General features: G+C 63.0%; 11 protein-coding genes. All 11 read right to left on the bottom strand.

The window, feature by feature from the left end:
* Positions 1-154: 154 nt before the first annotated feature.
* Positions 155-577 (bottom strand): RidA family protein, encoded by a 423-nt coding sequence (locus tag FEM54_RS11150; protein ID WP_017138711.1) that lies wholly within the window; start codon positions 575-577, stop codon positions 155-157.
* 11 nt (positions 578-588) lie between these two features.
* Positions 589-2,172 carry a flavin monoamine oxidase family protein gene (locus FEM54_RS11155; RefSeq protein ID WP_138450884.1) on the bottom strand — a complete coding sequence of 528 codons (1,584 nt, stop codon included), beginning with the start codon at positions 2,170-2,172 and terminating at the stop codon, positions 589-591.
* Between the two features lie 10 nt (positions 2,173-2,182).
* Positions 2,183-3,106 (bottom strand): ABC transporter substrate-binding protein, encoded by a 924-nt coding sequence (locus FEM54_RS11160; protein ID WP_138450886.1) that lies wholly within the window; start codon positions 3,104-3,106, stop codon positions 2,183-2,185.
* Between the two features lie 18 nt (positions 3,107-3,124).
* Positions 3,125-3,898, bottom strand: a complete 774-nt coding sequence (locus FEM54_RS11165; protein WP_138450888.1) for an amino acid ABC transporter ATP-binding protein — start codon at positions 3,896-3,898, stop codon at positions 3,125-3,127.
* Positions 3,891-4,856: an amino acid ABC transporter permease gene (locus tag FEM54_RS11170; protein ID WP_138450890.1), complete on the bottom strand. Its 966-nt coding sequence runs from the start codon at positions 4,854-4,856 to the stop codon at positions 3,891-3,893. Before FEM54_RS11170 ends, FEM54_RS11165 begins: the two co-directional genes overlap by 8 nt.
* A 25-nt stretch (positions 4,857-4,881) precedes the next feature.
* Positions 4,882-7,275: a TonB-dependent receptor plug domain-containing protein gene (locus tag FEM54_RS11175; RefSeq protein ID WP_138450892.1), complete on the bottom strand. Its 2,394-nt coding sequence runs from the start codon at positions 7,273-7,275 to the stop codon at positions 4,882-4,884.
* Between the two features lie 495 nt (positions 7,276-7,770).
* Complete coding sequence (gene fecE, locus FEM54_RS11185) at positions 7,771-8,562, bottom strand: Fe(3+) dicitrate ABC transporter ATP-binding protein FecE (RefSeq protein ID WP_138450894.1); 792 nt, start codon at positions 8,560-8,562, stop codon at positions 7,771-7,773.
* A gap of 4 nt (positions 8,563-8,566) precedes the next feature.
* Complete coding sequence (locus FEM54_RS11190; protein WP_138450896.1) at positions 8,567-9,535, bottom strand: iron chelate uptake ABC transporter family permease subunit; 969 nt, start codon at positions 9,533-9,535, stop codon at positions 8,567-8,569.
* Positions 9,532-10,521, bottom strand: a complete 990-nt coding sequence (fecC, locus tag FEM54_RS11195) for an iron-dicitrate ABC transporter permease FecC (protein ID WP_138450898.1) — start codon at positions 10,519-10,521, stop codon at positions 9,532-9,534. The genes FEM54_RS11190 and fecC overlap by 4 nt, the downstream gene beginning before the upstream one ends.
* A gap of 2 nt (positions 10,522-10,523) precedes the next feature.
* Positions 10,524-11,438, bottom strand: a complete 915-nt coding sequence (locus FEM54_RS11200) for a Fe(3+) dicitrate ABC transporter substrate-binding protein FecB (RefSeq protein ID WP_370589443.1) — start codon at positions 11,436-11,438, stop codon at positions 10,524-10,526.
* 314 nt (positions 11,439-11,752) lie between these two features.
* On the bottom strand, positions 11,753-12,605 hold an 853-nt coding region (locus FEM54_RS11210; RefSeq protein WP_138450902.1), incomplete at its 5' end, for a TonB-dependent receptor.

The raw sequence follows: 12,605 nt of genomic DNA on the forward strand, positions 1-12,605 counted from the left end.
GGGGCGCGCAGCGGCCCTGAAACCAGGCGCTGAGTTCCTTCAGGAGAATCCCGGTGCCTTTACTGGGGCTGCTGCGCAGCCCAACGCAGGGCAAGCCTGCTCGCCACAACAAGCCACAGCAAGCAAGCTATCCACAACAGCGCATTCAATAGAGTCAGGCCGTTCTGGCCGCAATCGCCTCCACTTCCACCAGCGCCCCTGGCAACGGCAATGCCACCACCTGCAACGCCGTGCGCGCAGGCTTGTTCGGCTGCTCTGGCGTGGCGAAGAACTGCGTGTAACCACGCTGCAACCCGGCAAAGTCGAGCTTGCCGTCGGTCTCTTCGGCCCCCACCAGAAACACGCGCAATTGCACGATATCGCCCAGGTCCAGGTCTTGCTGCTGGAGGATCTTGCGCAGCTTGTTGAACACCGACACCGTCTGCACTTCGGTGTTGCCGTAAACCCCGGGCACGTTAGGGTCGGCCAGGTCGGGCAAGGTGCCGCTGACGAAAATCAGGCTGGCCGAGGCCGGTACGGTGACGGTTTGCGAGATGGGAAAATCGCCGACGCTGGTGCGTTGAATGCTGTCGCTCATGGTGATGCTCCTCAGGAGGCGGCGAGTGCCGCAATCTGTTGTTGTTGGGTAACGCGCTCGGCCAGCTGCGCGACCACATGCCGCGCCGAGTTGGCTGCCGACTCCTGCCAGATGCCCACACCGCTTTGCACCAGGCCGTCGCCGGCGAAGTACACGCGGCCGTGGGCCTGTTCCAGCAAGGCACTGGCGTCGGCCGGGAAGTGTTCGCGTTGCAGCCAGGGGCCTTCGCTGTAGGGGATCTGTTCCCAGGACACCGCCAGCGGGTGGCGCAGGTGTTGTGAATAACCCGGATGCAGCAGTTCCACGGCTTCTTTGGAGGTGGCGTACTGCCGGTCGAACGGCTTGGCACCAAATACGTCGGCGCCCTCCCCGGTCACGTAACCGGCCACCAGCAAACCGTCGCGGGTGTTGAGGTCGTTGCTGGGGTACCACAGCAGGCGCGCCGGGTGTTCGATCCACGACAGGCCGCCGTAGGTTCGATAGTCGGTTTCCCAGAAGCGCGGCGATTGCCACGCCACTTTGGTCGCCTGATCACTGCGGGTGCTGAGCAAGGCGGCTTTGACCGGGTCGCTGAAGTCGGTGTCGAGTTTGGCCAACAGCGGCAACGGCAAGGTCGAGACCAGGTAATCGGCGCGCACCACCTGTTCGCGGCCGCTGAGCTGGTCGTGGTAGGTCACCGCCACGCCGTCTTCAAGCTGGCGGATCTGCCGCACCTGGGCGCCCAGTTGCACGTGCTCGCGCACGCGCTGGTAGAAGGCGTCGGTGATGCGGTCCATGCCGCCGACAGGTTGGAACATGGTGGCGGAAAATTCCGGGAATTCGGTGTGCAATAACGCGCCCCACAACTCCGGATGCAGCAGCCGGTCCAGCGCCAGCGGGCTGCGGCTGGCGGGCAGTGCGCCGGGGTGGGCAGGCGACTCCAGGTGACCGGAGCGCAAGCTGCCTTCAAAGGCCAGTTCCTGCGACAGATCGCCATACACCTGCAAAAACGCCAGCAAGCGCGTGCGCTCTTCACTGCTCAACACATCATCGAGGGCATCGCGCTGCACGGCTTTGGCCAGCAAGCCGGACAAATGCCCGCGCGTGTCATTGATCGCCTGGCCGACGGTGAACGCCGGCTGTTGCAGGTCGGGCCGCACCTGGGCGCCGTGGCTGCTGTTGACCAGCACTTCCAACGGCACACCCAGCTCGCTGCAATAGTCGAGAAGCGTGCGGTGCTGGCTCGGAATCCTGGCGGGACCGGCGTTGAAATACAGGCCGTTATCAAACGCTACGGTTTGCGTGCGGCCGTCCTTGTAGTCCACGCGGTCGCCATTGCGCAGGGTCCAGGTGCGCCCGCCCACGCGGTTGCGGGCCTCCAGTATTTGCACGCTGAACCCGGCGCGGCTGAGTTCCAGGGCCGTCACCAACCCGGCAATCCCGGCGCCCAGCACCAGCACACGAGTGCCCTGCCCCAGGCCCGCGTTGAGTTTCAGCGGTTGCGGGCGGCGATGTGACGACGGCCCCAAACCCAATACCGCCAATGCATCCTTGACGGCCTTTTCGCCGCCTACAGCGGCGATGCTCGACAGCGCTTCACGGCGTGTCAGTCCCATGTCGATGCTCCTAGTCCGGCAGGCCCGGTGGGTTGATCAGCGAGGTGTCGACGCGCTCGATGTCCAGGCCCCAGCGTTGCAGCACCTGTTCGTATTGGCCGCCGGCAATCGCGCCTTGCAGGGCGGTGTGAATCGGCTGGATCAGGCCGTTGTCCTTGCGGGTGGTCACGGCGATATCGGCCTTCAACGGCCAGCCGCCATTCACCGTGCCCACCAACTTGATGCCACCGGTGACCGCCGCCGAATAGGCATACACCGAGTTGGGCCCGAACAGCGCATCGCTGCGCCCCGATTGCACCGCCAGTTGCGCGGCGGCCTGGTCGTCGATGTATTGCAGGAGCGCAGGCTTGATACCGGCTTTTTCATTGGCCTCGTTCCACGCCAGCAGCACCTTCTCCTGGTTGGTGCCGGAGCCGACGATGATCTTCAGCCCGGCAATGTCGGCGGCCTGTTTGATCTCGGTGATTTTGTTGGTGCTCTTGACGTAAAAGCCGAGCACATCCTGGCGATAGGTGGCGAAGTCAAAACGCTTCTTGCGCGCCTCGGTCACGGTGACGTTGCTGATCACCGCGTCGTACTTGCCGGAGCTGACGCCCAGCGGCCAATCCTCCCAACTGGTCTGCACCACATTGAGTTGCAGGCCTAAACTATCAGCGACAAGCTGCGCGGTATCGGCTTCGCTGCCGATGGTGGTCTTGTCGTCGTTGGCCAGCAGCGCCAGCGGCGGCCCGGCCACGCCGGACACGGCGACGGTGAATTTGCCGGGCTGGGCGAACTTGAAGCCCGGCGGGATCTGCGCAATCGCCGCTTCATTGCGCGGTACATGGATACGCACGCGGTCGGGGCTGAAATCCACCTGTTGCACGGCGAACGCGCTTTGCGCAGCACCGACGGCAAGCGTCAGCAAGGCCACGCGGGCAGTATTGATGAACATGGGCAGTCACTCCTTGAACTAAAGCACCTTGCCCAGAAAGGCCACGGTGCGGGGATGTCGGGGTTGGCGAAACATCTGTTCGGGCGGGCCTTCTTCGATCAGTTGGCCGTCACACAGGAACACCACGTGGTCGGCCACTTCGCGGGCAAACCCGATTTCGTGGGTGACGATCACCAGGGTCACACCCAGTTGGGTCAGGCCTTTGATCACGTCGAGCACTTCGCCCACCAGCTCCGGGTCGAGGGCTGAGGTGGGTTCATCGAACAGCAGCACTTTGGGATCCAGCGCCAGGGCGCGGGCGATAGCCACGCGCTGTTGCTGGCCGCCGGAGAGCTGCCGTGGGTAGGCATCGACTTTGTCGGCCAGGCCGACCTTGGCCAGCAGCTCGCAGGCCTTGGCCTGCGCCTCGGCCTTGCTCCAGCGCTTGTGGGCCAGCGGTGCTTCGGCGACGTTTTCCCAGGCGGTGAGGTGCGGGAACAGGTTGAAGTTCTGGAACACAAAACCCACGTCGATGCGGCGCTTGAGAATCTCGCGTTCTTTCAATTCGTAGAGCAGGTCACCCTTGCGCCGATAGCCGACGTATTCACCGTCGATGGTGATGTGCCCGCTGTCGATTTTTTCCAGGTGGTTGATGGTGCGCAGCAAGGTGGATTTGCCCGAGCCGGACGGCCCGAGAATCACCGTGACCTTGCCTGGGTCGATGGTCAGGTCGATGTCTTTCAACACCTGCTGGTTGCCAAAGCGCTTGCCCACGCCCTGGATCTGAATGCGCCCGGCGCGTGCTTCAGCCATGGGTTTTCTCCTTGAGCCAGCCGCGCAGGCGTTGCAGCGGTGTGGGCGGCAGTACCCGCGCCGTACCACGCGCAAAGTGGCGCTCGACGTAGTACTGGGCGCTGGTCAGCACCGTGGTGATGATCAGGTACCACACGGTCGCCACCACCAGCAGCGGGATCACCGCCTGGGTGCGGTTGTAGATGACCTGCACGGTGTAGAACAGCTCCGGCAAGGCCAGCACGTAGACGATGGACGTGCCCTTGACCAGGCCGATGATTTCGTTGAAACCCGACGGCAAAATCGAGCGCAGCGCCTGGGGCAGAATGATGCGAAAAATCCGTCGCGAAGCCGGCAAACCGAGGGCTGCCGCCGCTTCATGCTGGCCTGAGTCCACGCCTATCAAACCGCCACGAATGATCTCCGCCGCATAGGCTGCCTGCATCAAGCTCAGGCCCAACACCGCCACGGTGAATTGGCTGAGCACATCCACGGTCGACCACTCGGCGAACACCACGCGGGTGAACGGCACGCCGAGCACGATGTGGTCATACAGGTAGGCAAAGTTGTAGAGGATGATCAGCACCAGCAGCGCCGGCATCGAGCGGAAAAACCAGATATAGCCCCAGGCCAACGCCGCCAGCAATGGCGAGCCCGACAGCCGTGCCAGCGCCAATGCAGTGCCGAAGAGGATGCTGAACACGGTACTGAGCAGCGTCAGCAGCAGCGTCTGGCCGAGGCCGCGCAGCACCGAGGCGGAAAAGAACCACTGGCCGAACACGCCCCACTCCCAACGCGGGTTGGTGGCCAGTGAATGCACGATGGCGAGCAGCACCAGCGCAGCGAAGATCGACCCGGCCCAGCGCCACGGGTGGCGGGCGGGAACCACTTGCAGGGCCTTGATCGGCGTTGCAACGCGGCGCTGGCGAACCGGGCTGACCTCGTCGATCAGGTCATAGGATTTGGCGACAATGGGCATGTTCTATTCCTCGCGGGTTGCGGCCTTAGAAGGCGTAAGTCAGCCGGGTGTAGTAGTACCCGCCGGTAAAACCGTAGGGCGAATAAGTGCCGTAGCTGGCGAGCATGGTGCTGCTCGGCACGCCTTGTTTCTTGGGGTAAAGGTCGAACAGGTTCTTGGCGCCGACGGCGATGTTGAGGGCTTTGGTGAGGTTGTAGCCAAGGTCGAGGTCAGTGATCCAGCGGGCGTTGTAAACCCGGTCCAGGTCGCGATTGGCCGAGGAATTGACCTCTTTGTAGGCGCCGTAGCGGGTCAGGGCCAGGTTGAGGTTGAAGCGGTCTATGCTCCAGTCGCCGCCGAGGATGAGTTTGGTCTTGGGCTGCACATCGGTGATCAGGCCACGGGCCTGGCGGTCCATCAGGTCATAGGGCGTGCCGAGGATATCGGTGGACGCCTTGTAGTTGAGGATCTTGGTCTGGTTCCAGTTGAACGCGGCGGTCCATTTCAAGGCGCCGAACTGGCCGAGGTCCTGGTTGTAGTTGCTGACCAGATCCACGCCCTTGGTGCGGGTGTCGGCGCCGTTGATAAAGTACTGGCCGCCGGAGGTGGAGTTGATGCCGTTGCTTTGCAGTACCTGGGTGACTTCGGGGCCGAGCAAGGTGCCGGTCAGGGTGATTCGGTCGCGCAGGTTGATCACGTAGGCGTCGGCGGTGAAGTTCAGGCGGTCGGTGGGCGTAAGGGTGAAACCCAGGCTGAAGTTGGTCGAGCGCTCGGGTTTCAACTCCTGGGCGCCGAGGGCCTTGGCCGCCGCCGAACCCACCGGCAATACGCCGTAGTTGATCGACTGATACACGCCGTCGACCACGCCATAAGTGGTGGAGCGCGCACTGAACAGGCTATTGGCCAGGGACGGCGCGCGAAAGCCGTTACTGACGGTGGCGCGCACGGCAAATTGCGGGGTGAAATCGTAGCGTGTGGTCAGCTTGCCGCTGCGGGTGGCGCCGACGCCTTCGTTGTAATGCTCGTAGCGAAAGGCGGTGCCGATGTACCAGTCCGGCAGCGGGTTGAAGCCCACATCGACATAGCTGGCGAGGCTGTTGCGCGAGGCGCTGCTTTCTTCATCCGGCGAAATGCCGTTGGTGACTTGCGCCCCGGATGACGCGCAGTTGCCGGGCGCCACGCAGTAGCCGCCATTGGCATAAGACGCGTAGTCACCCGCCTGCACCTCATAGGTGTCGCGCCGATGTTCGAAGCCGTAGGACAGGTCCAACGGTTTTTGCAGGCCGACATCAAAGCCGCGCTTGAAGTCGAGGTTGGTGGTCAGCTCGGTGGAAATCCAGGTGCCAGAAGTGAAGCTGTTGGGCGTGTACTCGCCCAGCGACGGGTTCTGGTTGTGGGTGGTGCCCTGCTCCGCTTCGTTGCGCCCGTAGGTGGTGGACAAATCCCAGTCCCACGCGCCAACGGTGCCTTTGCCGCCGAACGCGGCCTGGAAATCGTCCTCGTCGATGTACCAGGTCGGCGTGTACCCGGCCGGGTAGCCATTCGGCCCGGTGGTGATGGTATTGGTGATGGTCGGCAGGCGGTAGTTCTGCCCCTGCTCGGCCTTGCGCCGCGAGTAGGTGGTGAAGGAATACAGGCTGAGGCTGTCATCAATCGGCAGCTCGGCGTTGTAGCCCAGGGTCAGCAGGTTGGTCTTGGGCGTGCCGTAACCGCCGTAGGTCGATCTGCCGGCCTGGTTGTAGGCTTGCTCATAGGTGTAGCCGTTGGCGCTGGCTTTGTTGTCGTCATTCTGGCTGCGGGCATCCAGGGCCAATTGCACGACGCCGCCGTTGCCGATTTCAAAACCCTTGTTGAGGCTTTGTTGCACGGTTTGCTTCTTGCCGTCGTAGCCCTGACCGACGTTGGTGACGGCGGTGCCGCTGGTATCAGCCTTGAGGATCACATTGATGACCCCGGCGATGGCATCCGAGCCGTACTGGGCGGCGGCGCCGTCGCGCAGCACTTCCACATGGTCGATGGCACTGATGGGGATCAGATCCAGGTCAGCCGGCGCCGCGCCGGTGTTGATGCCATTGATGTTCAGCGTGGCGCTGGTGTGGCGACGTTTACCGTTGACCAGCACCAGCACTTCGGCAGCACTCAAGCCCCGCAGGTTGGGCGCACGGGCAATGCCGCTGGCGTCCCAGCCGGTTTTTTCCGGCAGGGTCAGCGACGGGATCACCGCGCTCAAGGCTTCCATCAAGCCAGGCTTACCGGTGCTTTGCAGTTGCCTGGCGCTGACCACATCGATCGGCACCGGGCTGCTGGTGACGGTGCGCTGCTCGGCGCCACGGTTGCCGGTGACCACCACGGTGGACAGGGTGCTGTCGTCCTGGGCTGATGCAGTGCCGGCCAACAGGGCCAGCGTGAGTGCGGCGGTGGGGGGTAAAACTTGCTTCATGACCACTCCAGGCTTTCCGAATCGCGAAGTCGGGCAGTCGCGCGGCGGGCGCGGTGCTCGTTTTTCGGGGTGTCGCTGCGATGGGGAACTAGGTGTGGAGTGAGCGAGGGTTTTGAATCGGCAACATACGTTGAACTCCCTTCCAACGATTCTGCCGCGGGGTCTTTACCCGGTTATGGCGCGCAGAATCTGAATCACGCTGGGTACCATCCGAGGTCAGGGGTAGGCTGTTGCGATCAAACATAACGGAATGGATTTTAAAAATATAATGCTATTTGGGCATAAGCTAATATTCTCTACTTTCATTATTAGCGAATAACTTTATTCATATAAATAATGTTTTCCTGCTGATCGTTCCCACCCTCTGCGTGGGAATGCCTCATGGGACGCTCCGCGTCCCGCCCTGCAACCGGCAACCTTGTGACGCGGAGCGTCACGGGCTGCACTCCCACGCGGAGCGTGGGAACGAGCATTGGTGCGTGGGAACGAGCAGGGTCAGGCGTGGGTGCGGGTGCTTTTTTCCACCAGGCACATTGGCGTGCCGGAAACCGGCTCCTGCAGGATCTGCACCTGCACGTCGAACACCTGGCGCATCAGCTCGGCGCTGATCACCTGGGCGGGCGGGCCGTCAGCCACCAGCTTGCCGGCGTGCATCACCGCCAGGTGATCGGCGTAGCGGCAGGCCTGGTTGATGTCGTGCAGTACGGTGATAACGGTTTTGCCCTCGGCGGCCAGTTCGCCCATCAGGTCGAGCAGTTCCACCTGATGGCTGATGTCGAGGTAAGTGGTGGGTTCGTCGAGCAACACCACTGGCGCATTCTGTGCCAGCACCATGGCCAGCCAGGCGCGCTGGCGCTGGCCGCCGGACAAATCCGCCAACGCGCGGTCGGCCAGGCTGTCCAGCTCCAGGCGCTGCATGGCTTGGGTCACCTGGGCCTGATCATTGCCACTCAAGCGCCCCCACAACGAGTTATGCGGGCTGCGGCCATAGGCGACCAACTGGCGCACGCTGACACCTTCCGGCACCGGCAATACCTGCGGTAAAAATGCGATCTGCCGCGCCAATTGCCGAGCGGACAGGCTGGCGTAGGCGTGGCCATCCAGGGTCAACTCGCCCTGGGTCGGCTTGAGGATGCGCGCAAACGCCTTGAGCAAGGTGGACTTGCCACAGCCGTTGGGGCCGATCAGCGCGGTGACGCGACCTGTCGGCGGTACGAACGAGAGGCCCTGCACAATGCGCGTGGCGCCATAGCCGATGTCGAGTTGGTGTGCCTGCAAAATACTCATGTCATCAACCCTTGAACCGTGCCAGCAACCAAAGAAAATACGGCGCACCAATCACCGCCGTAAGCACGCCCGCCGGGATTTCGCTGGGCGCAATCAACGTGCGTCCAAGCGTGTCGGCCAGCACCAGCAATAACGCGCCAATCAACATCGCAGCCGGCAGCAGGTACTGGTGATGCCCACCCACCAGGCGCCGCGCCATGTGCGGTGCGACCAGGCCGATAAAACCAATCGGCCCAATCACGCCGACACCCAGGCTGGTGAGCACCACCGCGCAGGCCATCGCCCACCAGCGGGTACGGCCAAGCGCAGTGCCCAGGCTGTGGGCGGCCTCATCGCCAAGCGCGATGAGGTTCAGGGGTTTAGCCAGGCACAGGCCCAACGGGATCAACAGCAGGAACGGCAACACCAGCGCCACATGGTGCCAATTACGGCTCCACAAACTGCCCGTCAGCGCGAGCAACGCGGTGTTGATATCCAACGGATGGGACAGGATCAAAAACTCGGTGACGCTGGACAAGGTCACCGCAATCGCCACCCCCGACAGCGCAAAACGCACCCCGGAAAAACTCACGCCGGTGTTGTACAGCGCCAGCAGCAAGGCCCCACCGGCGCCGCCCAGGCAGGCCACCAGTGGCAGCCAGGCAATCGGCAGGTGTGGCCAACTGATGATCGCCACGGTCAGCGCCAGCCCGGCGCCCTGGGTCACGCCGAGAATCTCCGGCGAGGCCAGTGGGTTGCGGATCACGCCCTGCACAATCGCACCGGCCAGGCCGAAGGCGCAGCCAGCCAGAATGGCGATCAGGCTGCGCGGCAGGCGGTGGTTCCACACTTCAAAATCGAGGGCGTCGTGGGCCAGCAGGCGCTCCAGCACGGTGGCGGGTTTAAGCCACACCGTGCCGGCGCTGAGGCTCGCCAGCAGTGCCACCAGCAGCAAGCCCAGCAGCAGCCATAAGCGCAATCGTGGCCGAATCATAGGGTGCGCCTGGCAAGAAACAGGAAGAACGGTGCGCCGATCAACGCAGTGACCACACCCGCCGGGGTTTCCACTGGAAAGGCCACCGCGCGACTGAGCAAGTCGGCGCCCAGCACGATCACCGCGCCCAATGCCGCACTGAGCGGGATCAGCCAGCGGTAGTCGTTACCGAGAAACTGGCGAATGATATTCGGCGCGATCAGCCCGACAAAGCCAATGGGGCCGACCGCGCACACGCTGGCGCCCACCAGCAGCAAGCTGGCGACAAACACCTGCAAGCGCAGGCTGGCGATACCGACGCCCAACGAGCGCGCGGCGTCTTCGCCGAGGTTAATCAGGTTCAGGCGCGGCGCACACCACAGCGCCCACACGCCGCCGATCAGCGTGCACGGCCAGAGCAGTTGCACCTGGGCCGCTCCCACATTGGCCAGCGACCCGGCCAGCCAGTTCAGCACGCTTTGGGCCTGGGCCTCGACCAGAATCACCGTGAGCCGGGTCAAGGCCGCGCACAACGCAGCAACCGCCACACCGGCCAACACCAGCCGACCTTGCGCGGTGGTCGGCGACCACGCGCCGCCGAGGCTGAACACCGTGACCCAGGCCAGCGCGCCGCCCAGGCAGGTCATCAACAGGGCGCCCCCGGTAAAGGGCGGCGCGACCAAACCGGTGGAAAACAAGGCCAATCCCAATGCCGCGCCGGCCGTCACGCCGAACAACGACGGCGATGCCAGGCGGTTGCGGGTGATGCCTTGCATCAATGCACCGGCCAGGCCCAGGCAGGCACCGACCAACGCCGCGCACAACGCACGCGGCACGCGCAGCTGCGCCACGATATAGGCCATATTGCCGCCTACGCTGCCCTGATGAACCAGGCCGTTCCAGGCATCCGTCGCAGTGATGGTGAACGGCGACCAGCTGTACAGCGAGTACCAGAACAACACGGCACCCAGCAGCACAATGCCTGCCGCCGCGAAACTGCGCTGCACGGTTATTGGCTCAATACGGCTTTGCCGCCCTTGAGAATCGCCAGGGTGTCTTCAGCGATTTGCTCCGACGCCAATACACCTCGGTTACGCGCCCAACTGTCGCCATCGACCTCGGCCACCTGATGATTACGCACCGCGCCGAGCACTTGCCACAACGGCTGCTTGCTCCAGGTGTCGACGATACTTGGGCGACGATAGTGACCAACCAGCAACCAGCCAGGGTCAAGCGCGAGCAATTGTTCCAGGCTGACAAATTCAGTCGGCGCAGCCTTGGCACGTACCAAAGGCACTTTCAGGCCGATGGCTTGCAGCACGCTGCCGGCGTAGGAGTCAGGCCCGTGTACGGAAAAACTGTCTTCACGGGCAACCCCGAACAACACGCTGGCACCCGCCGGAATCTGCTTGGCAATGGCCTGCAAGTGTTCACGGTTCTGGGCGATGCGCGCATGCATCTGCGCGCTTTTGCCCAGGGCCGTGCCGATCAGTTCGGCGGATTTAAGGCTGCCTTCGTAATCTTCTCCACGTGATGGCAGCAACAAGGTCGGCGCGATGCTCGCCAAGTCGCTGTACAACGCCTGATGACGATTGAGGTCGGCAACGATCAAGTCCGGCTTGAGCCGGGCGATTTCTTCGATGCTCGGTTGCGAACGCAGGCCCACCGACTTCCATTGGCCGATGGCCTGGCGCACACGCGGCAAGACGCGGTTGGCATCGCCATCGTCCGCAGCGCCGACCGGCGTAACGTCGACGGCGGCGAGGCTGTCGAGAAATGAGAACTCCAGCACCACCACGCGCTTGGGCGCATCCGGCAGGTGCACCGCGTGCTGGCCATCATTAAGGTCGATAGGCGCGGCGTTCAACACGCTGGAAGACAACGCCAGGAGGCAGGCGGCAAGGGTCGGGATGGAGCGCAACATTCGCATGACAAAGACCTCGGCGTTAAAACACCCCGGCTGGACGGGCCGGGGAAAACGGCGGGTACTATTCCATATTGAGGCGATGCAATCAAAAAACATTCTTATTAACGCGGCACGTCCGTGGTGTGGGCTGGCCTATGTGGTCAGGGCTGTGTGGGAGCTGGCTTGTGTGGGAGCTGGCTTGTGTGGGAGCTGGCTTGTGTGGGAGCTGGCTTGCCTGCGATAGCATCGACCGGGTCTTACTGACAGACCGAGGTGCCTGTATCGCAGGCAAGCCAGCTCCCACATTAGTCTTCCCCGGATGATCGTTGCGTTTAGAAGTCGACGGTGGCCGACAGCAAATAGGTACGCGGCGTGGACAGGGTCAGGCCCGGCTCGCTGTCATCCGAAGCACCCGCTGAACTCCAGTAGCGTTTATCGGCGACGTTCTCGACATTCGCGCGCAAAGTGATGTGCTTATCGTCGACCTTGAAGGCATAGCGCGCACCGACGTCAAGGCGTGTCCAGGCGTCGATTTCCTTGACGTTGGACTGGTCCAGGTATTGGGAGCTTGAGTAGATACCCCGGCTGGTCAGGGTCAGGCCTTCCACCGTCGGCACATCCCATTCGGCGCCCAGGTTGACGTTGTACTTGGGCGTGGCCGGGGCGCGGTTGCCGTCGAAAGTACCGTTGGTGGTGTGGGTCAGTTCGCTGTCGATGTACATCACGCCGCCCAGCAAGCGCACGCCCTTGAGCGGCTCGCCGAACACGCTCAGTTCCACGCCGTCGTTCTGGCGTTTGCCATTGGGCCCGAACACCCGCGTAGTGGCGTTGGTTTCGTAGGCCGGTTGCTTGATACGGAACACCGCCGCCGTCACGGCAAACGCGCCGGCGTCGTATTTGGCACCCACTTCAACCTGACGGCTGACAAACGGCGGGAAAATTTCATCTTCGTTGATCGAGGTCGACGGCGCGATTTTGCCTTGGCTCAAGCCTTCCATGTAGTTGGCGTACAGCGACAGTTTGTCGGTGGCTTTAAACAGGATGCCGCCGGAGGGCGAGACTTTTTCCTCATCGTAGGCCGTAGCGCCTTTGACGTTGTCGGTCCAGTCGTCGACCTTGACCCGCTGCCAGCGCGCGCCGAGGGTCAGCAATAAACGCTCGTCGAAAAAGCCCAGGGTATCGGAC

This window comes from Pseudomonas edaphica (genome assembly GCF_005863185.1).
Taxonomy (GTDB): domain Bacteria; phylum Pseudomonadota; class Gammaproteobacteria; order Pseudomonadales; family Pseudomonadaceae; genus Aquipseudomonas; species Aquipseudomonas edaphica.